Genomic DNA, 21,441 nt, shown 5'->3' with positions numbered 1-21,441 from the left:
AATGTAAAGCCGCCCTCAAAGGGCGGGGTTTCAGACCCAGGAGTTTTGATGAGTTCGGATTCACCTGTGCTACCCCCTCAGACTCGTGCCGATTTGCGAACGGTCAGACCGTTTGGCGTTTATCGCCTGCACGGGTTGGCGTTTCTCGGCGATCGCGCGATCGCCGTCGATTCGGTACGCGGACATTTGTTAGAAATCGACCTGACCACCGAGAACACCACCATTCTCAATCCCTACCAAGTTTCGGATTTTTTAGACGTTCGCGGTTTGGCCTTTTGGCAAGAGAGCTTGTGGCTGACCCGCGAGGATACGGTGTATTGTTGTCCCGACGCGCGCGATCGCCTCGGTCGCGAACCGTTAAAATTTGAGGAATTTGCTCGATTGGGCGATCGCTTAAGCGGGGTGGCGGTCTGGGAATCGGCGGTTTACGTCAGTTGTCAGCGTGCGGGTTATATTTACATTCTCAACCGCAACAGTGGCGAGATCATCACCCAGTTTTACGCCCCCGGAATCGGCGAGGAAAACTTGGCGGTCAGCGAAGAAGACTTGTGGATTTGCGATAGCGAAGAGCAGACGATTTATTGCATGGACCGCGCCACCGGGGATTTGCGCTACAACCTGCTGACTCCCTATTCCCATCCCACGGCGATCGCCTTCGACCCCCGGCAAGTCTCGGCCCACCGCCTGCTGCACGTCGCCTACGCCGAAGAAGAAATTTATATCCGCGACGATCCTAACGCCAGCAATCCCCATCAAGTCAGTTTCCGCGATCGCACCTTCATCCATCCCGTTTGCTTCCAGTACCATCCCCAACAGCACTACACTCTGTCCAACGGCTACCTGGTCGAGATGTCCTACGTCGAGGAACTTTCCCCCCTCGAACCCGTGCAGTTTGAAAAGCTCGACTGGCGGATCGCCTTACCTGCAGATACCGCGCGCCAACGGCTCAAAGAGGTTCGCGCGATCGGAATGCCCTTTGAAGAAGAAAGCGAACGGGGACAGCGCTTTGCGGTGTTTAAATTCGATAGCCTCAAACAGGACGAAGCCCGGATTTTCGGCTGGAAAGCCCTCGTCGAACTCTACAGCATCAAATATCACCTGACCCCGCGCGACGTCGAAGACCTCCCCGAACTTCCCGAGGAGTTCAAACAGCTCTATTTGGTCGATAACGACCAACTGGCGATGGATAGCGACATCGTTCGCCAAGCCGCTAGGGAGGCGATCGGCAACGAAACCAACTTGTTGCGTAAAATCCTCAGTATCCGCGATTACGTCTACGACAAACTCGACTACGGCATCAAACCCTACATCGACCCCCCCGACGTGGTGTTAGAACGCGGTGTCGGTTCGTGCGGCGAATATGTCGGCGTCTTACTCGCCTTACTGCGCTTGAACGGGATTGCCTGTCGAACCGTCGGTCGCTACAAATGTCCCCCCCATCCCGAACGCAAGGGCGTTCCCCTGCAACCGGATTACAATCACGTCTGGTTGGAATTTTACGTCCCCGGGATCGGCTGGATTCCGATGGAGTCCAACCCGGACGACAACGAAGAGGGGGGATTGCACCCGATGCGCTTTTTTATGGGATTGGCGTGGCATCACATCGAGCTGGGGAAAGGGATCCGCTTTGAAAGTCTTCGCCTCGATGGGGTTCCCATTCATAAAAGTGAAATTCCCCTCGGCGATCTCGCGCTCAACCACGTTCGCTTTACCATTCTCGACGAACTGCCGCCCCCGAATCCGGCGGGATAAGCGCGCAACCGTGGGAGGCGATCGCCCGCACTGGGACCCGGGGCGATCTCCTCCCCTCTTCTACGCGCCTAAACATGCAAAAACCCGCTCCGAAAGCGGGTTTTTAGGAATGGACACAACTGGACTCGAACCAGTGACCCCCACGATGTCAACGTGGTGCTCTAACCAACTGAGCTATGCGTCCTCGCCCAATGCGTTTATAACCTTAGCACAGGCATCTCGAAAGATGCAAGGGGTCAATCCAAAAAATTTTAGCTCCCGGTCGCAAATCCCTCGAAAAGCCCGTCACCCCGGACAATTCGTAGCTTGGATAGGGGGTTCCACCAACTGTTCGATCTCAAGGAGCCCGAGCGAAAATGGAAGTTCGAGGCTCTTTCCCCCAAACCTCCAATGAAACCGACACACGAGCGGCGATCGCGGCCATTTCGGTATCCTGAAACCATCGACAAAGAAAAGTAAAAGCATCCTGTCCCGGGTCTACCCCGATCTCCAGATCAGCCGTCAACATTGAGATGAACTTAGATTTACCGAGATTTTTCAAAGCCTGCAATCCCAGCAAAACCCTCGACATGACCAACGAGGAAGATCGCAAATACTACATCGATTTTTCTTCCGTTCGGGGGGGGAATATCATTCGCGAATTGGGTCGCACCATTTCCCTACTCTCCGGTGACGACCCCACCTGTCAACTGTTTACCGGACATATCGGTTGCGGGAAATCCACCGAACTCTTCCGACTGAAAAACGAACTGCAACAACAAGGATTCCACGTCGTCTATTTCGAGTCCTCCCAAGACCTCGATATGGCCGATGTCGATATCACCGAAATTTTGCTCAGTATCGCCCGCCAAGTCTCGGAAAGCTTAGAAAAAATCCATATTTCCGTGCAACCGCGCGGCTTTAAAACCCTACTCCAGGAAGCCGCCCAGTTTTTACAAACTCCCATCGAGCTCAAAGGCGAAGCCGCCATTCCCGGCGTCGGAACCTTCAGCGCCACGAGCGAAGGCGAAGTCGGCTTTTCCTTGCCGGGGGGCATCGGTTCGATTACGGCTCGAGCCCGTCACAGTCCCAAAATCCGCCATCAATTGCGCCAGTATTTAGAACCGCGTACCAATAATATTCTCGAAGCGATTAATAGCGAACTACTCGATCCGGCCAATGCCTTACTCAAAGGGCAAGGGAAAAAAGGATTAGTCGTGATTGTCGATAACTTAGATCGGGTAGACAGTTCGCCGAAACCCTCCGGACGAACTCAGCCGGAATACTTATTTGTCGATCGCGGCGAACAGCTCCGGCGCCTCAACTGTCACGTGGTCTACACGATTCCACTATCGTTAATTTTCTCCAACGATTTCGGTCGGCTAACCAGTCGTTTCGGAGTCAAACCGAAAGTATTGCCGATGGTTCCGGTGCAGTCGCGCGAGGGTCAAGATTTTCAGAAGGGGATGAACTTGCTGCGCCACATGGTGCTGGCTCGGGCGTTTCCAGAAATTGCCCCGGAACGGCATTTAGAGTTTATCGACGAAGTCTTCGATTCTTCGGACACTCTCGATCGCCTCTGTCGGGTCAGTGGCGGTCATCCGCGCAACCTGCTCGGGTTTTTATATAGCTGTTTGCAACAACAAGACCCGCCGATTTCGCGGATGTGTTTGGAAAACGTGATCAAAGAACATCGCGACGATTTGATCGCGGCGATTAGCGATGACGAGTGGGCGTTGTTATTTGAAGCATTGGAAAATCGCAGCGTTCAGGGGGACGAACATTATCAAATCTTGTTACGCAGTATGTTTTTATTTGAATATCGCGACCCCGAGGGGCGTTGGTATTGGATCAATCCGGCGTTAGCGGAAGCGCCCAAGTTTAAAAATTGGCAAATGAGCCGTTAGGAACGATGGCGAAGCTTTGAAGGATCGGTCGAACCGCAATGGAGAATCGCCGGGATTGCGATCGCGATCGTAGGAGGGGGGATCGGCATCGGCCAGAATAGCGATCGAGCTGGGATCCCCCGATCTTCTGGAGGGAACAACTCCAGAGCCAGTTTGTTTTTCCTCTCTACCCAGCCAAGAGATGCATCTTTATCCGAACCAGGGAGATTTCAGGGAGGTATAAAACTCCATCCTCAACAAAGAGCTAGTCGTCCAGACGAGAAATGTTGGAGGGCGTGTATCCCCGCCCTCCCTCAAGCTAATTCAGGGCTTCGATGCCGCGATCGTTGGCAAATGCTTCAAGTTTTTACACAACAATGAAGCTCATGTAAGCTATAATCTCTTGATGCTAACCATGACTTACGAATACAAGTTACAGCCCACCGCCGAACAGATGGCCGCGATCGAGCAAACCCTAGAGGTGTGCCGTTCGGTTTGGAACTTTGCGCTGAGACAACGTAAAGATTGGTGTAACTCTCGTAAGTCTCCTATTAACGTTTGCTCGATTCAATCTGAATACATCATTGCGGCTGACGAGCCTTTTCCTAATTACCATAGACAAGCCAAGCAATTAACAAACGCCAAAAAGCAATACCCTCGACTAAAAACAGTTCACTCCCAAGTTTTACAACAGGTTTTAAGAACTTTAGATAGAGCTTGGGATGACATGAAAGCCAGAGGCTTTGGTTTCCCACGCTTTAAAAGTAAGTATCGGATGCGTTCGTTTGTCTTTCCTCAGTTAGGAAAAGACCCGATCGGGGATCATGCGATTAAGTTTCCCAAACTAGGATGGGTTCGATGGCGACAGTCAAGGCCGATTCCAGAAGGGGTTGAAGTCAAGCAAGCAAAGATCGTCAGAAAAGCATCTGGCTATTTTGTGATGCTGTCATTGCAGCTAAATGTCAATGTTCCCAATCCGATGCCTCACGGACATCCCAGAGGGTTGGACTGGGGATATGACAAGTTTGTAGCCACCAGTGACGGGGAAGAGATTAAACAACCCAGGTTCTTAAAAACCTTGCAGCGTCAGCTTAAATTGCTACAACGCAGGCTAAAGAACAAGCAAAAAGGGTCAAATAATCGCCACAAGTTAAACCAGAAAATCGCTAGGTTGCATCAGAAGATCTCCGACACTCGTAAAGACTGGCACTTTAAGCTGGCTCATCATCTGTGTGATGGGGTAGGTATGTTGTTTGTCGAAGATATCAACTGGGTCTCGTGGCAGAGAGGGATGCTATCAAAACACAGTGCCGATACTGGCTTTGGTCAGTTCGTGGAGATCTTAGAGTGGGTGTGTTGGAAACGGGGTGTGTATTTTGCCAAAGTGGATCGAAATGGGACGAGTCAGACTTGTCCTAACTGTGGCGGATATACGGGGAAGAAACCCCTGGATCTGCGAGTTCACTGCTGCAGTGAATGTGGATATACCACTACCAGAGATGTAGCAGCAAGTCAGGGAATTAGAAATCGTGGAGTCTCTGCGCTAGGGCATAGCGTGGTTGAAAATGTCTGTGGACTGGAAGCGACGGGGAGTGTCGGTCACGATGCTCTAGTTGGCACGGGACGAAGCAGAAAACCAGTGTCGCGAGGCACTGGAATCGCCCACTTGAAAGACATTAAGCGTAGCGAGATGGCTTAAGTGGGAGAGGGTGTCAAGACCAATTCGCCATACGCTCTTGAGAGCGACGCTTATAACGAGCGTTCTTTACACACGTCCGTTCGGGCGATCGCCCTGTCTCAAGGGCAGTTTGCCTTGATTTTGATGCGCTGTAACTACAGCTTTTTGCGATCGCGCGCGATCGCCCAATTAGAAACACTGTGTCGCGACGATCCGCAGATTCCGGACAAACCCCTTGAGAGCTTAGTTTTACCGAATACCGTTACCACCCTCTACACGACAATCGCCGAGTTCCTGGGCGATCGCCGGCCCCTCGGCTTAATGATTTTGGGGTTGGAGTCGGCGATCGCCCTCGAATCGTTGCTGATTTCCACCAATCAGATGCGGGAAGAATTTCGCAAAAACTTCCCCTTTCCTCTGATTTTGTGGGTGAACGAAGATCTGTTAGCGACGGCGATCCGCTTCGCCCCGGATTTTAAAAGTTGGGCGGCGACCTCGATTAAATTTGAACTCTCCAGTGCGGAATTACTCGACTTTTTGCGCCGCGAAACCCGCGATCGCCTCGGAAAAATTCTAAAAATTGGCGGTGCGGATTTCGGCAGAAATTGGACGATCGCCCGACCGATCGACGCGATCGCCCGTCGGGAGGTCGAATTTGCCCTCAAAGATTTAGAATGGCGCGGGATCGACTTAGAAACGGATTTACGCGCTCAAGTCGAGTTTCTGCGAGGGTTTGACGACTTTTGCCAAGACCGCCTCGACACGGCACAGATCGCCTATCAGAAGAGTTTGGCGATCTGCGAGGCGGGAGAACGACCCAGTGGAAACTACCGGGAAGGCGATCGGGGGCTGTCGCCGCCGGGAACGCCGGAATGTCACGGTACGGTTTTATTTTATTTGGGTTTGTTATGCGCCCGTCGCGCCGAACTCGTTCGCGGAGCATCTCCGGAGGAGAATCGCGCCCGAGAACGCCAAGACTGGGAAAGCGCCCGGGATTATTTCCAAGAAGCCTTATTGGTCTTTCACGAGGGCGAACGTCTCGATTTAGTGGCGCAATATTTAACCCCGTTGGGACAAGTTTTGCGGGAGTTGGAAGCGTGGGACGAGTTGGAACAGTTGGCGCAATATGCCCTCGACCTGCACGCCAACGATCCCGTGCAACTGGCGCGCGATTACGGTTTTTTGGCGCAAGTCGCCCGGGTTCGCGGCGATTGGGAAATCTGCCGCCTGCAAGCGGCTAGCGCGATCGATACCCTGGCGCCCGTTGTCGAGGCGATCGGCAGCGAACGGGGGCTGTATTTGTTTTTGCTGGGGCAGGCTTTACAAAAATCGCCGATTTCTGGCGATAGTAACGCCTTGGTGCGCTTTTTCCGCATTCGCCAAGCCGAAGCCTTGCGTCATTTGAAACTCGCCCGTCAGGTGAGCGTTCCGTCGGAAGATCCGGGCTTGCACGTGGAGATTTTGAACGAATTGCGATCGCTCTATTTCCAACGCGGTCAGTATTTGCAAGCTTTTCGGATCAAACAAGAACAACGGGCGATCGAGACCCTCTACGGGTTTCGCGCCTTTATCGGCGCCGGACAACTCCAACCCTCCCAAACCGGGACGGCTGGCGGTTCTCGCCCGTCCTGGGCCTCGTCGCACGGCCATGAGTTTCGATTGCCTTCTCAAGAAATTGCCGCCGCCGGACGCCAGCAGGATGTCGAACGGCTGTGCGAACGGATGAGCCGGGCCGATCGCAAGTTAACGATTCTTTACGGTCAGTCCGGGGTCGGCAAATCGTCGTTGGTCAAAGCGGGATTGGTTCCGGCCCTCGAACAGCGTCCGGTGGGCGATCGCTTGGCCCTGACCGCGATCGTGTCCGCCTATCTCGATTGGGTCGGCACCTTGGCGCGCACCCTCGGCGAGGCATTCGGTCGGGACGCTTCTGCGGGGGACCGGTCCGGTTCCGAGGACGGGGCGATCGCGATCGCCGCCAGTACGGGCGAACCCGTCGCGACAGCACAGGCGATCGTCCGGCAGTTGCGCGAAAATGCAGAACGCAACTTGCTGACGATTCTCATTTTCGATCAATTTGAAGAGTTTTTTTTCGCGATCAAATCCCGCGAAACTCGCGAGCAATTTTACGACTTTTTAAAAACAGCTCTCGACGTTCCTTTTGTGAAAGTGATTCTCTCGTTGAGAATCGATTTTTTACATTATTTATTGGAGTTAGAGCGATCGCAAAAATTCGGTATCGTCAATAACGATATTCTCAATAAAGAAAATCGCTACTATCTCGGGGACTTTTCCCGTCAAAAAGCGATCGAAGTTTTTGAAGGGTTGAGCGGGCGATCGCAGTTTTATTTAGAACCCGAGTTGATCGATGCCCTCGTCAACGATCTCGCCGACGATACCGGAGAAGTTCGCCCGATTGAATTGCAACTGGTCGGCGCTCAATTGCAAGACGATAAAATCACCACGCTCAAAGCCTATCGACAACTGGGAAGCGCGCCGAAATCGACCTTGATCGAGCGATCGCTCGTCCAAGTCGTGCGCGATTGCGGCCCGCAAAACGAGCGCATTGCTTGGGAAATTCTTTACAACCTCACCGATCGCAAAAACACCCGCCCCCTCAAAACTAAACAAGAATTCCTCCAAGTTTGTTCCGGGGAAATCGTCGGCGAAGCGGCGCCGGGAGAAGAACGGCTCAACCTCATTCTCGAAATTTTAGTCGGTTCCGGTTTGGTGTTTCTTCACCACGAAGAACCTGCCGAACGCTATCAGTTAGTTCACGATTATCTCGTCAATCCCGTCCGCCAGAAATATGAAAAAGATTTCGGCGTTCAAGCCAGTTTGGCGAAAGCTTTAGAAGAAGAAAAAAAGCAATCTCAAGTCAAACTCGAACAGAGCAATCAAAAACTCAAACAACAACGCCAGGGATTGATGGTGTTAGCGGTGGGTTTGGGAATTGTCAGCTTGTTTGCTTTCCGCAATTGGCAGCAAGCAGAAGTACAAAAACGGTTCCTAGAAGTTCAAAAAGAACGGGCGCAAATTATCGCCATGAGTGCCGCCAACGAGGCGCTTTTCGTTTTAAATCGGGAATTTGATGCGCTCATGGAAAGTTTGAGGGCGTGGGGGGAATTCAAACAGGCAAAACAGCCGGATGTGGAAACTAAAATGCGGGTGGCGACGGCATTGCAACAAGCGGTTTACGGCGTGCGAGAACGCAACCGTCTCGAAGGTCACGGCGCCGAAGTTTGGAGTGTGAGTTATTCCCCACGGGGGGATTTAATTGCTTCTGCAGGGAATGACGGCGAGATCAGAGTTTGGAAGCCGGACGGGAGTCTCTATCTGCTTTTACCCGGACATCTCGAAGCCCTCACCAGCGTCAGTTTTTCCCCGGATGGGAAGACGATCGCTTCTGCGAGTCGCGATCGCACGGTCAAACTCTGGAATGCTGAAGATGGCAGGTTGCTGGCGATTCTCGACGGTCACGACGATAGTGTTTACTGCGTTACCTTTTCTCCGGATGGGGAACTGGTCGCCACCGCCAGTCACGATCGCACGATCAAACTGTGGCGCCGTTCTGACGGTCAATTGGTCAAAACAATTCGCGGTCACGACGGTCCGGTTACCTGGGTGACGTTTTCTCCGGACGGTCAACTGATTGCGTCGGCGTCCGACGATAAAACAGTGAAAGTCTGGCGCCGCAACGGTAAGCTGATGACGACTTTACCCCCCCATAACGATTGGGCGATCGCCGTTGCTTTTTCTAAGGATGGCAAAAGTATCGTTTCTGCGGGGATCGATAAGATGATTCGGGTCTGGCACCTAGACGGGCGCCCGCCGAGAATTTGGAAAGCCCACGAGGGCGAGATTTTCAGCCTCGCTTTCGCCCCGAATAGTAATCTGTTCGCTTCCTCGTCCGACGACAACACGATCAAACTGTGGGAACTGGACGGGACCTTAGTTCGTACTCTCAAAGGTCATAGCGGTCGCGTGACCAGCGTCAGTTTTGCCCCCGACGGCGAAACCCTCGCCTCGGGAAGTTTCGATAAAACCGTGCGCTTGTGGCGGTACCGACGAAGTTTGTTGACGGTTTTGAAAGGTCATGACAGTCGCGTTTCTAGTGTCAGTTTTGCCCCCGATGGCGAAACGATCGCCTCGGCGAGTTGGGATAATACGGCAAAGCTATGGGATCGACAGGGGAATTTGCTGACGACTCTCGACGAGGCGCAAGGGCATCAAAAACGGGTGTTTGGGGTCTCGTTTTCCCCCGATGGAGAGTCGATTGCAACCGCTTCGCAAGACTGCACGGTCAAAATTTGGAATCGTCAGGGGGAGTTGTTAACGACCTTGGTGGATCCGAAGTTGGAAAGGGTAGAAGTCTCGTTATCCCCCGTGACGAGTATGGAGGATGAAGGGAATGAGGATTGTAACGGGGCTTCCAGTCACGGCGATCGCGTCTATGCGGTGAGTTTTTCGCCAGACGGTCAAACAATCGCCTCCGGAAGTCGCGATCGTACCGTGAAACTCTGGGGAGTCGATGGGAGTTTGCTGGCGACATTGGAAGGTCACGGCGATCGGGTCAACAGCGTCAGCTTCTCTCCCAACGGACGCTATCTCGCCTCTGGAAGCGACGATAAAACCATTAAACTCTGGGATACCCGCCAGACAAAGTTAGTGCGTACCTTGTCCGGAAGAGCAGGTCACGACTCTTACGTAACCGACGTTAGCTTCTCTCCCGACGGCAAAACGATCGCCTCCGCCAGTTGGGACAATACCGTCAAACTGTGGCCCTTGGAAGGCGGCGAACCGCGCACCCTACTACAGGGATATAGCGATAGTGTCGAAAGTGTCAGTTTTTCCCCCAACGGCGAAATCCTCGCCTCCGCCAGTTGGGATACCACCGTCAAACTCTGGAGTTTGAACAATGGGAATTTGATCAAAACCCTCCAAGGTCATACCTCCGGCGTGTTAGATGTCGCCTTCAGTCCGGCGGGGGAAATGGCGATCGCCTCCGCAGGCGCCGACAACCACATCATCGTCTGGAACCTCGACTTAGACGATCTGGTGATTCGCGCCTGTAGTTGGTTAAATGACTATTTAGAACATTCCACCAACATCAGTGAAGAAGACCGCAATCTTTGTGAAGGAATCCCTATTCGAGAGATTCCCTGAACTCTTCCATCTCAACTCTAAACTCTAAAATTCTCCACCATGTCCGAACTTCCCCCCTTAACCGAAGAAACACTCTGGGATATCCTCAACGACAACCTCGACGACGAAACCGTCAATCGTCTCGTTTGGTACTACTTAGGCTACCGCTACGACGAAACCACTCAAACCTGGGACGCCAGCCAAACCGATCCCCTTTGGCAAGAAAACTATCCCGAACCTCCAGATTTTATCGCCAGTCGTCCCGCCACCGTCAAATTAACCCGTTCTATTCCCAAAGAGCACAAACAATTACTAAAAGAAAAACTCGGGTTTAAAGGCTATAAAGTCGGCGAACTGATTCCCCGCCTCACCCGCCGTGCCACCATGACTAACTGGCTCCTCAGTTATATGGAATCTGCTTGAAAATAGGGTAAGGTGGGCAAAATCTTGCCCACCCTACTTGTGGCTTATAAAATGAAAACTGATAAGTTATTTTATCGAATTTTTTTAAATCAGCCCAGTCTAATGGCTGAATTATTGCCAGACATTCCTCCGGACTGCGAATTTGACTATAGCGCTCCAGTGGTGAAAGAAAAAGAACTGCGACTCGATGGGTTACTGACCCCGGTATCGGAAGATCTGAATTTGCCATTGGTGTTTCTCGAAGCGCAAATGGAAAGCGATCGCCGATTTTACGCCCGGTATTTTTCCAGCATCTTTGGCTACCTTCTACAATACGACATTACCCGACCCTGGCAAGGGTTGTTAATTCTGCGAAATCGAACAGTGAACTTAGGTTCCCCACTTCCTTATCAAAACTTGTTATCTAGTTCAGTGGGGCGGTTGTATTTAGAAGATTTACTCTCTCAAGAAAATCTCAGTCCGAATTTATCCCTACTCAAATTAGTGGTGGTTCCCGATGGGGAAGCTTCTGGATTAGCGCGATCGATTTTAAACCGCGCCCAAACCCCCGAAGAGTTTGAGAAATACCTAGATGTGGTGGAAGCTATACTAGTAAATAAGTTTACCACTTTAAGCATTGAGGAGATACGCAATATGTTGGATCTCAAAACTGCAGATGTCACCCAAACTCGTTTTTATCAGGAAGTTCACGAGATTGGACGTCAAGAAGGACGCCAGGAAGGACGCCAGGAAGGACGTCAAGAAGGACGCCAAGAAGGACGCCAAGAAGGACGCCAGGAAGGACGCCAAGAAGGACGTCAAGAAGGAGAGCAACTTGGAAGAGCGAATCTGATTTTACGGCTGCTCTCTCGCCGATTTGGAGAAGTAACGCCCGAGCAAATTGCTGTAGTGCGGCAACTCTCTATTCCCCAATTAGAGTCTCTGGGGGAAGCGCTGTTAGATTTTCAAGAAATTGGCGATTTTAACACCTGGTTGCAAGAGAACGGAGAATCCTAATTGTCAGGACAAGATAGTGTCCTGACTCTACGTTTTTAAAGTTATCTAATCGTCCGGCAGCTTGGCTCACCGGACTATAATTATGCTGGAAGACCGAACAAATGATTTAGAAAAAATTAGTTAAATGAAAACCGACAAACTATTTTATCGGGTTTTCTTGACGCAACCCAGTCTAATTTTTGAACTCTTAGAAGGGATTCTTCGGGACTGCGAATTTGACTATAGTGTTCCAGTGTTTCAAAAAAAAGAACTGCGACTCGATGGGTTACTGACCCCGGTCTCGGAAGATCTGAATTTGCCATTGGTGTTTCTCGAAGCGCAAATGGAAAGCGATCGCCGATTTTACGCCCGGTATTTTGCCAGCATCTTTGGCTATTTTCTGCAATACGACATTACCCGGCCTTGGCAAGGGTTTCTAATCCTACGAAATCGAACAGTGAACTTAGGCTCGCCAGTTCCTTATCAAAACTTGTTATCCAGTTCAGTAACGCGGTTGTATTTAGAAGATTTAGTTTCCCGAGAAGATCTCAGTCCAAATTTATCCCTACTCAAATTAGTGGTGGTTCCCGATGGGGAAGCTTCTGCATTAGCGCGATCGATTTTAAACCGCGCCCAAACGCCCGAAGAGTTTGAGAAATACCTAGATGTGGTGGAAGCTATACTGGTAAACAAGTTTACCACTTTAAGCATTGAGGAGATACGCAATATGTTGGATCTCAAAACTGCAGATGTCACCCAAACTCGTTTTTATCAGGAAGTTCGCGAAATTGGACGCCAAGAAGGAGAGCAACTTGGAAGAGCGAATCTGATTTTGCGGCTGCTCGATCGCCGATTTGGAGAAGTAACGCCCGATCGCATCGATACCGTGCGGGGTCTTTCGATTCCGCAATTAGAGTCTCTGGGGGAAGCGCTGTTAGATTTTCAAGGAATTGAAGATTTAGAGGCTTGGTTGCAAGCGCATCAAGGGTAGGCAAAATGTCGGTAGGTACAACTTAGCCCACCCTAACCCACCTCAACCCATATAGAAAGCCGAGCGAGGGATAATTTTATGAATGCGGCTCGTCAATTCATTCCAGCTTTTGAGAACGGCGATCGCCTCACGCGCAGCGAATTCGAGCGGCGTTATCACCTCATGCCCCATCTTAAAAAAGCCGAATTAATCGAAGGAACCGTTTACGTGGCCTCTCCTGTCAGACTTAAATCTCATGCCGAACCTCATGCCAATCTCATGATTTGGTTGGGAACTTATAAAGTGGCGACCCCAGGGGTAATGCTCGCCGATAACGCTACCGTCCGCCTCGATTTCGATAACGAACCTCAACCCGACGCCCTCCTGCGCCTCGATGAAGCGTGCGGCGGACAATCGCGCATTAGTGAAGACGACTACATCGAAGGCGCCCCCGAGTTCATCGTCGAAGTCGCGAGCAGTAGTGCATCCTACGACCTTTATGATAAACTCCAGGCTTATCGCCGCAATGGCGTTCGCGAATATCTGGTCTGGGTGGTGCAAGAAAGCGAGTTTCGCTGGTATATTCTCGATGAGGGAACCTACCGACAACAGCAACCCGATGCGGCGGGTCTGTGCGCCAGTCCGTTTTTTCCCGGATTGCGCCTGGATGTCCGAGCCTTGCTGACAGGCAACATGCAGCAAGTGTTAGCCGCACTGCAGCAAGGGCTTAGTTCGCCAGAACATCAGGAGTTTGTCGCCCGTCTGAACCGTGGCTAACCCAACCCAAGACCTAAAAACCGTCGAATCCAGCCTAACCCTGTAGCCGATGAAAGCCCAAGTCTTCCGAGGCGTCAATCAACTCAGTTACGAAGAAGTCCCCATTCCCGAACTCGAAGCGGACGAGGTTTTAGTCCGCGTCAGGGTCGTGGGATTGTGTCAGTCGGATATTAAAAAAATTTGCTATCCGCTTTACGACCCCCCGCGCATCTTCGGACATGAAATGGCTGGGGTGATTGCCAAAATGGGCGACGAGGTGGAAGGATGGGAACTCGGTCAGCGCGTTGCCGTCATGCATCACATTCCTTGTATGCGTTGCGCTTACTGCCTCAACGACAATTTCTCGATGTGTGACACCTACAAAAATGTCACGACAACGGCGGGGTTTGCTCCCAGTGGGGGCGGTTTTGCCGAATATGTCAAGGTTCCGGGTCATATCGTCCGCAATGGCGGTTTGATTCCGATTCCCGACGGGGTGACGTTCGAGCAAGCGAGTTTTGTCGAACCCACCAATTGCTGTTTGAAGGCGATCAAGAAGGCGGGGGTGCAAGCAGGGGATACGGTGTTGGTCACGGGTGCAGGGCCGATTGGCTTGATGTTCGTGATGTTACTGCGCTATTTTGGGGCGCGGGCGATCGCCACCGATCTAATACCCTCCCGTATCGAAAAAGCCTTGGAAGTGGGCGCCCAAGCGGCTTTAGACGCCCGAGACCCCGATTTACCTCAAAAAGTTCAAAAGCTGACTGGAGGCTTAGGAGTCGATCTCACGCTCTTGGCCGTTCCGAGCGAAAAAGCATTTTTCCAAGGACTGGATTGCACGAAAAAAGGAGGTAAAATCCTATTTTTTGCAGAGTTTCCCAATGAAGTCGAGATTCCTCTCAACCCGAACGTTCTCTATCGTCGTGAAATTGATTTGATGGGGAGCTACAGTTCTTCCTATCGTTTGCAAAATTTGGCCGCACAAATTGTGTTTGAGAAGCGCATCGATGTAGATAAGTTGGTCAGCGATAAGTACGATCTGAGTCAACTTTCGGGCGCCGTAGCCCGGGCGATTCAGCCCAATCCAGAAACTTATAAGATTTTACTGGAAGCTGGCGGCAAGGACTGAGAATAGCTTGCTTTTACAGATTAAATATCAGAAAAAATTGAGTCGGTCGAGAACGACAAACACAACATAGCGAATGATTAATAAAGGTCGATGCTTTTATTTAACGGACTCACTCAACTTTTTATTTCCGTGGGAGTGATCATCCCCCATAGATTTCTTAATCGAAAAACTTTAGAACCAAATGCAAATTCTATTTACTTACTGTTACAAATAACTTAGGATTTGTAGAGTTATTAGTTTTTTTAAGTTGACAGTTAATAGATTGGCTTTTCAACATTAAAATATCATAGCTAAAATATCATAATTGAAGCTAAATCCTACTTTTCGGAGTCATGATAATTTATCCAAAAGTTAAGTGAGTTCAATATAAATCAAGTTAACTATTCCTCATAGCAATTAATGATTTTTTTAAGTAGATTACTCTATTTATTCACCACTAGAGAACGATGGCAAATCGTAGGGCTTTTTATCCTGATTCTGATTGGGGCTGGCTTTGAGACTTTAGGAGTAGGCTTAGTTCTTCCCTTTATATCTCTGCTGGAAAGTCCGCAACGGGTTCAAGAAGCAGGACTGTTGCGATGGGTTTATCAAGTAGTTGGCGAACCTGAACTGCAACAGTTTTTAATTGGGTCTGTTTTAGGATTTATTGGAATTTATTTAATTAAAAATGCTTATTTAACGGGGTTGACCTATGTACAATGTCGCTTTATTTATGATAAGCAGGTTGAATTGTGTTCGCGATTATTTCGATCTTATTTATATAGTCCCTATACTTTTCACTTACAGCGTAACACTGCCCAATTAATTCGGAATTTAACGACTGAAACTGCACAATTTTTTACTACTGTTCTAACACCAGGATTATTGGCACTGACTGAAGTGACTATTCTGGCTTGCATTGCTTTATTTTTATTGGTTGTCGATCCTGTGACTTCTTTAGCAGCAGCAGGAGGAATTGGTATAGCAACGATGATTTTTTATCGCGTGGTTCGCTTAAAGTTAAGTCATTTGGGTAAGCAGCGTCAATATCATCAGGGACAGGTAATTCAAACGATTAATCAAGGATTGGGAGGGGTAAAAGAAGCGAAAGTTTTAGGGCGAGAGCAATTGTTTATTGATGAGTTTCAAAGGCATAATGTGTCTTTTAGTCGGGCTTTACAGTTTTCTCAAGTAATAAGTCAATTGCCTCGATTTTTTGTTGAATCGATCGCCATTGTGGGCTTGATGTTAATTGTGGTGTCAGTTTTGACTCAAGGGAGAAGTTTAAGTGCAGTACTTCCAACCCTATCTTTATTTGCGGCAGCAGCTTTTCGCTTGATGCCGTCAATCAATCGGATTTTGAGGGCACTTACTCAAATACGTTTTAGCGCTCATAGCGTTTATGTTCTTTGCCATGATTTCATGGAACTAAAAGCTGTTGAAGAGAACAGGGTAAGTTGGAGCAAAACAAAGGTAAGGCGGCAGGGACTGGAAACCACGGTCGCCTTACGAAATGTTGTTTATCAGTACCCAGGTGCTAGTGATGCTTCACTTCGAGGCATTTCTCTGACCATTCCTAAAGGAACATCAGTAGGGTTTGTAGGGTCTTCGGGTGCGGGAAAGACAACGATTATAGATGTGATTCTGGGGCTATTGCCACCCACTCAGGGGCAAGTTTTAGTGGATAATCGCGATATTCATGATGATTTATCTGCGTGGCAGATGTCGATCGGTTATATTCCCCAAAGTATTTATTTGTGTGATGACACTTTGAGAAATAATATTGCTTTTGGCATTCCCGCACATGAGATTAATGAAGCTTCGATTGAGTCTGCAATTAAGTCAGCTAAGTTAACTGAATTGATTAAAAGTTTACCTCAAGGGTTGGATACCTTGGTAGGGGAACGAGGGGTGAGGTTGTCAGGGGGGCAGAGGCAACGGGTTGGTATTGCCAGAGCTTTGTATCATAATCCAGAGGTTTTGGTTATGGATGAGGCAACAGCAGCTTTAGATAACCAAACTGAAGCTGGGGTCATGGAAGCTGTGGAGAAGTTAAGCGGGGAGAAAACTCTAATTATGATCGCTCACCGTTTGAGTACAGTGAAAAATTGCGATCGCCTTTATTTTATGAATCAGGGGGAAATTGTAGATTCAGGCACTTATGATGAACTCTGTCAACGTAATCAAGAATTTCAGCGTATGGCTCAGGTGGTTAATTCAATCAATTAACTCAATTAGTGCATATCTATATATATCTAATGAAGTAAGCTGAGGTTTTCATTCATAAAATCAGTTTAGTTATGGATCGTCGAACTTTTATAAGCTGGATAACTTTGGCTTGGTTAGCAAGTGTTTCACATAAAGTGAATGCTGCGATATTGAGAGATAATTTTCATATAAAATTAACCAAATCAACCCTGTCCTCGAATGGGGATAAAATAGTTTTTTATGTAGCGCTTGATGGCAATGATGCTTGGTCGGGAACATTAGCCAACCCCAATAGGATGAATAGCGATGGACCATTTGCAACAATTCAAAGAGCAAGGGATGCTATTCGTGAGATCAAGTACCGGCAAAATGGCAATCTTACAAATGAAGTTACCGTTTTTATCCGGGAGGGAATTTATTTTTTAACTGAACCTTGGGTTTTTACGCCTGAAGATTCGGGTACGGAAAACTGCCCTATTGTTTATCTATGTTATCCAAATGAAAATGTAATTATTAGTGGGGGGCGAAGAATTGTAGACTTTAGACAAGAATCAGTTAATGGAAGAATACTTTGGGTTTCCGACATTTCGCAGGTTAGAGAAGGAAAGTGGTTTTTTCGACAACTTTGGGTCAATGGAGAAAGATGTATTCGATCCCGCTACCCAAAACATGGTTATTTACAAGTAGCCAACGTACCTGATGTTACATCTCAAACAAAATGGCACGAAGGACAAACGCGCTTTCGTTTTCATAGGGGCGATGTGAAAGCGTGGGCATCGATCTCTGATGCTGAAGTAGTCATTATGACTCGCTGGGTAGAATCTCGCTTACCTATTACCACTGTGGATGAAGAAAAACAGCTTATTAATTTCAGTAATCGTAGTGTATTTCAGATCGATAGAAAAGATCCCTACTATATTGAAAATTGTTTAGAAATTTTAGAAAATCCTGGTGAATGGTATTTAAATCAAAAAAGTGGAAAAATTTACTATTTACCGAGAGATGGTGAAAATATAGAGAATGCAGAGTTTATTGCTCCTCTACATGATTTTATTATTAAATTTGAAGGAAAACCCGATCAAAATAAATTTATTGAATATCTGACCTTTAGACAATTAAATTTCAACCATGCTGAATGGTATTATTCTGATAATTTTCAAGTAGCTCCTTACCCCAGAGTCGGACCTTGGCCTCATCCTGATGTCCTCGGATCTATCCAATCAGCGAATAATGTTCCTGGAGCATTACAGGGCGAAGGTATTCGTTATTGCAATATAGAAGAATGCAAAATATCACATATCAGCAACTATGCAATTGAGTTGTCTCGTGGGTGTTACTCTAATCAGGTTATTCGATGCGAACTTTTTGACTTAGGAGCAGGTGGAGTTAAAATTGGTGAATCAATTGCTTATAATACTGAAAGTCCAGACACCTATGATAATCAAGTAACTGAATGCCACATATATGATGGAGGTAAAATTTTTCATAGTGCTGTAGGAATTTGGGTTGGACAAAGTTATCGAAATTTGATCGCTGGTAATCACATTTACAATTTCTACTATACGGGAGTGAGTGTAGGTTGGAATTGGCATTATCAGAATACGAAAGTAAGAGATAATATAATCAAGAAAAATCACATTCATCATATAGGAAAGCTTTTAAATGGTGACGGTCCAATTCTAAAAGATTTTGGAGCTATTTATGTTTTAGGCGTACAGCCAGGCACTCAAATTATTTCTAATCTAATACATGATGTGGATGGTTTGCGTAATGGTGGGTTCGGAATTCACTTGGATCAAGGGAGTTCTCAAATCCTTATAGAAAACAACTTGGTTTATCGAACCTATGCGGGTTTGAATTTACACTATGGAAGAGAAAATATTATTCGCAACAATATTTTTTGTTTGGGTCGAGTATTCCAGCTTCGACGCCTAAAAGAAGAAAATCATTTAAGTTTTACTTTTGAGCGGAATATTGTGTATTGGTCTGAAGGAGATTTATTTGTATCTCCTCACGGAAATGATGGATTTGTATTTGACTACAATCTTTACTGGAATGAAAATGGAATAATTCAGCCTAATGGGATGGATTGGAATGATTGGCAAAAAAAAGGAATGGATAACCACTCATTAATTAAGGATCCACTCTTTGTAGACATTGACAAAGATAATTTTACTTTAAGTTTACAATCACCAGCATTTAAGCTAGGTTTTCAGCCTATTTAGTTTAAAAATGTAGGATAATATCAGTGTATATAAAAAAAGTTGTTTTTCAAAAATCAAAATAAATTTTCAATCAACTTGATAAAAACTAAATAAAATTGTCATAATTTGTAGCAATATTTTCTATGATGGAATTTAACAATAAATCTATTTTAATTACAGGCGGTACCGGTTCATTTGGGAAGCACTGTGTCTCTACGTTATTGGCCAACTATCAGCCTAAAAAAATCATTGTCTATTCACGGGATGAGTTAAAGCAGTATGAAATGGCGCAGGCTTTTCCCCAAGATTGTATGCGCTTTTTTATCGGGGATGTGCGAGACAGAGATCGCCTTACCCTCGCGATGCGAAATGTAGATTATGTCATTCATGCGGCTGCCTTAAAGCACGTTCCCATCGCTGAATATAACCCGATGGAATGTATTAAAACCAATATTAATGGAGCCAGCAATGTCATTGATGCAGCAATGGCTTGTGGGGTAGAAAAAGTCATTGCCCTTTCCACTGATAAGGCTGCCAATCCCATTAACCTTTATGGGGCAACTAAGTTGGCATCGGATAAATTATTTGTTGCTGCTAATAATGTAGTTGGGGAACTGAAAACTCGCTTTGCGGTAGTGCGATATGGCAATGTGGTTGGTTCTAGGGGTTCGGTAGTGCCATTCTTTCAGAGGTTGGTACGGGAAAGAGCAACGGAAATTCCGATTACCGATCCCCGCATGACTCGATTTTGGATTACGCTGCCACAGGGTGTAGATTTTGTAATTAAAAATCTTCAGAGGATGCAGGGTGGAGAAATATTTGTTCCCAAAATTCCATCCATGAAGATTACTGATTTAGCCGAAGCCCTAGCCCCAGGAATTCCCACCAAAGTTATAGGTATTCGTCCTGGGGAAAAACTCCATGAGGTGATGTGTCCTAAAGATGACTATCATTTAACTTGGGAGTTTTCTGACCATTATGTGATTACTCCGACTATCCAATTTAGCAGTAAGGTAGATTTTAGCTCGAATGCTTTGGGAGAAAAAGGCGTTCCCGTGCCAGAAGAATTTGAGTACAGTTCTGATAACAATACAGAATGGCTATCTCCTGTGCAACTACTTGAGATGCTTAAACAATAATGAGTAAGTTTATTCCCTACGGACGGCAAAACATCAATCAGCAAGATATCGATGCTGTAATCGAAGTGCTGCGATCAGATTGGCTAACTCAAGGGCCTGCTATAGAAGGATTTGAGCAGTCTGTGGCTGAGTATTGCGGGGTCAAGTATGCTGTGGCTGTTTCCAGTGCCACCGCCGCATTACATATTGCTTGTTTAGCCGCAGGTTTAGGTGCAGGAGATATTCTGTGGACTTCTCCCAATACTTTTGTCGCTTCAGCAAATTGTGGGTTATATTGTGGTGCAAATGTCGATTTTGTGGACATTGACCCCCAGACTTACAATCTGAGTGTGGCAGCCTTAGAACAGAAACTCACTCAGGCTGAACGGGAAGGGAAACTGCCCAAGGTGGTTGTCCCCGTTCATCTGGCAGGACAATCTTGTGAGATGGAAAAGATAGGGGCTTTATCGCGAAAGTATGGTTGTACAGTTTTAGAAGATGCTTCTCATGCGATCGGGGCGAAATATCAAGGCAGTCCGGTAGGGAATTGTCAGTTTTCAGACATGGCCGTGTTTAGCTTTCATCCGGTGAAGATTATCACTACTGGAGAAGGGGGCATGGTGGTGACAAATCGCTCGGACTTGTATGAGAAGCTGATTCGCTTGCGAACTCACGGGATTACGCGCAATCCTGATCTAATGCAGGGGGAGTCGCAGGGGTTGTGGTATTACCAGCAGCTAGAGTTGGGGTTTAACTACCGCATCACAGACATTCAAGCGGCATTGGGTGCGAGTCAAATGCAGCGTTTAGATAAGTTTGTGTCCCGTCGTCGTCTTTTGAGCGATCGCTATAATCAGATGTTGGCCAATTTACCTGTGACTTTACCGTGGCAACATTCTGATACGGAATCTAGCTGGCATCTTTATGTCATTCGCCTGCAACTGGATAAAATTGCTAAAACTCATCGACAAGTATTTGAGGAATTACGACAGGCTGGGATAGGCGTTAATTTGCACTATATTCCTGTTCATACTCAGCCCTATTATGAAAAATTAGGTTTTAAATTGGGTGATTTTCCTCAAGCAGAACAATACTATCAGGAAGCCATCAGTCTTCCTTTGTACTACGACTTAACGGAAGCAGACCAGAAGGCAGTGATTTTAGCTTTAAATGCTGTTATAAAAAAACAAATTGTAGGTAAAACATGGTTGTCAAACAGTTAGCAAACGAATGGCAGAAAGC

Annotated in this window: 13 protein-coding genes and 1 tRNA gene; 13 read left to right on the top strand and 1 reads right to left on the bottom strand. The window is 47.7% G+C overall.

Going from position 1 to position 21,441, the window contains the following annotated elements:
- Window positions 1–48: 48 nt before the first annotated feature.
- Window positions 49–1,752, top strand: coding sequence for a transglutaminase-like domain-containing protein (locus JJD41_RS12410; RefSeq protein WP_200666305.1), 1,704 nt, complete (start codon window positions 49–51; stop codon window positions 1,750–1,752).
- A 110-nt stretch (window positions 1,753–1,862) separates the two neighbouring features.
- On the opposite strand, the gene JJD41_RS12405 is transcribed toward JJD41_RS12410, so the two are convergent.
- Window positions 1,863–1,936: transfer RNA gene (locus JJD41_RS12405), tRNA-Val, on the bottom strand.
- Between the two features lie 328 nt (window positions 1,937–2,264).
- On the opposite strand from JJD41_RS12405, the gene JJD41_RS12400 reads away from it, so the two are divergent.
- The 12 genes from JJD41_RS12400 (at window position 2,265) to pseC (ending at window position 21,422) form a co-directional block, all read left to right on the top strand.
- Window positions 2,265–3,638: a P-loop NTPase fold protein gene (locus tag JJD41_RS12400; RefSeq protein WP_200666303.1), complete on the top strand. Its 1,374-nt coding sequence runs from the start codon at window positions 2,265–2,267 to the stop codon at window positions 3,636–3,638.
- Between the two features lie 394 nt (window positions 3,639–4,032).
- Entirely contained in the window at window positions 4,033–5,316 is a 1,284-nt protein-coding gene (locus tag JJD41_RS12395) for an RNA-guided endonuclease InsQ/TnpB family protein (protein WP_459543060.1), read from the top strand.
- On the top strand, window positions 5,317–10,458 hold the full coding sequence (locus JJD41_RS25720; protein WP_200666299.1) for a WD40 domain-containing protein: 5,142 nt from the start codon (window positions 5,317–5,319) through the stop codon (window positions 10,456–10,458). It abuts the gene before it with no gap.
- A gap of 39 nt (window positions 10,459–10,497) precedes the next feature.
- Window positions 10,498–10,860: a DUF1823 family protein gene (locus JJD41_RS12385; RefSeq protein ID WP_200666297.1), complete on the top strand. Its 363-nt coding sequence runs from the start codon at window positions 10,498–10,500 to the stop codon at window positions 10,858–10,860.
- A 51-nt stretch (window positions 10,861–10,911) separates the two neighbouring features.
- A complete protein-coding gene (locus JJD41_RS12380; RefSeq protein ID WP_200666295.1) occupies window positions 10,912–11,856 on the top strand; it encodes a DUF2887 domain-containing protein in 945 nt (314 codons plus the stop codon).
- A gap of 124 nt (window positions 11,857–11,980) precedes the next feature.
- Window positions 11,981–12,826: a DUF2887 domain-containing protein gene (locus JJD41_RS12375; protein ID WP_200666293.1), complete on the top strand. Its 846-nt coding sequence runs from the start codon at window positions 11,981–11,983 to the stop codon at window positions 12,824–12,826.
- A 78-nt stretch (window positions 12,827–12,904) separates the two neighbouring features.
- On the top strand, window positions 12,905–13,582 hold the full coding sequence (locus JJD41_RS12370) for a Uma2 family endonuclease (RefSeq protein WP_200666290.1): 678 nt from the start codon (window positions 12,905–12,907) through the stop codon (window positions 13,580–13,582).
- Window positions 13,583–13,631: 49 nt separating this feature from the next.
- Complete coding sequence (locus tag JJD41_RS12365) at window positions 13,632–14,690, top strand: zinc-dependent dehydrogenase (protein ID WP_200666288.1); 1,059 nt, start codon at window positions 13,632–13,634, stop codon at window positions 14,688–14,690.
- Window positions 14,691–15,089: 399 nt separating this feature from the next.
- The gene (locus tag JJD41_RS12360) at window positions 15,090–16,898 is read left to right on the top strand and encodes an ABC transporter ATP-binding protein (RefSeq protein WP_200666286.1); all 1,809 of its coding nucleotides are present in this window, start codon (window positions 15,090–15,092) and stop codon (window positions 16,896–16,898) included.
- A 104-nt stretch (window positions 16,899–17,002) separates the two neighbouring features.
- Entirely contained in the window at window positions 17,003–19,102 is a 2,100-nt protein-coding gene (locus tag JJD41_RS12355) for a right-handed parallel beta-helix repeat-containing protein (protein ID WP_200666284.1), read from the top strand.
- Between the two features lie 122 nt (window positions 19,103–19,224).
- Window positions 19,225–20,220, top strand: a complete 996-nt coding sequence (pseB, locus tag JJD41_RS12350) for a UDP-N-acetylglucosamine 4,6-dehydratase (inverting) (RefSeq protein ID WP_234488612.1) — start codon at window positions 19,225–19,227, stop codon at window positions 20,218–20,220.
- The gene (pseC, locus tag JJD41_RS12345) at window positions 20,220–21,422 is read left to right on the top strand and encodes a UDP-4-amino-4,6-dideoxy-N-acetyl-beta-L-altrosamine transaminase (RefSeq protein WP_200666282.1); all 1,203 of its coding nucleotides are present in this window, start codon (window positions 20,220–20,222) and stop codon (window positions 21,420–21,422) included. The genes pseB and pseC overlap by 1 nt, the downstream gene beginning before the upstream one ends.
- Window positions 21,423–21,441: the final 19 nt, after the last annotated feature.

This window comes from Oxynema mangrovii CENA135, assembly GCF_016632315.1.
GTDB lineage: Bacteria > Cyanobacteriota > Cyanobacteriia > Cyanobacteriales > Laspinemataceae > Oxynema > Oxynema aestuarii.
The sequence above is the reverse complement of the archived record's forward strand: the minus strand, read 5'-3'. Positions and strand labels throughout refer to the sequence as shown.

Bases quoted from the DNA above. Each gene is read 5' to 3' on its own strand.
- JJD41_RS12385 (WP_200666297.1), top strand. From the start codon at position 10,498: ATGTCCGAACTTCCCCCCTTAACCGAAGAAACACTCTGGGATATCCTC.
- JJD41_RS12370 (WP_200666290.1), top strand. From the start codon at position 12,905: ATGAATGCGGCTCGTCAATTCATTCCAGCTTTTGAGAACGGCGATCGC.
- JJD41_RS12400 (WP_200666303.1), top strand. From the start codon at position 2,265: ATGAACTTAGATTTACCGAGATTTTTCAAAGCCTGCAATCCCAGCAAA.
- JJD41_RS12365 (WP_200666288.1), top strand. From the start codon at position 13,632: ATGAAAGCCCAAGTCTTCCGAGGCGTCAATCAACTCAGTTACGAAGAA.
- JJD41_RS12360 (WP_200666286.1), top strand. From the start codon at position 15,090: ATGATTTTTTTAAGTAGATTACTCTATTTATTCACCACTAGAGAACGA.
- pseC (WP_200666282.1), top strand. From the start codon at position 20,220: ATGAGTAAGTTTATTCCCTACGGACGGCAAAACATCAATCAGCAAGAT.
- JJD41_RS12395 (WP_459543060.1), top strand. From the start codon at position 4,033: ATGACTTACGAATACAAGTTACAGCCCACCGCCGAACAGATGGCCGCG.
- JJD41_RS12375 (WP_200666293.1), top strand. From the start codon at position 11,981: ATGAAAACCGACAAACTATTTTATCGGGTTTTCTTGACGCAACCCAGT.
- pseB (WP_234488612.1), top strand. From the start codon at position 19,225: ATGATGGAATTTAACAATAAATCTATTTTAATTACAGGCGGTACCGGT.
- JJD41_RS12380 (WP_200666295.1), top strand. From the start codon at position 10,912: ATGAAAACTGATAAGTTATTTTATCGAATTTTTTTAAATCAGCCCAGT.
- JJD41_RS12410 (WP_200666305.1), top strand. From the start codon at position 49: ATGAGTTCGGATTCACCTGTGCTACCCCCTCAGACTCGTGCCGATTTG.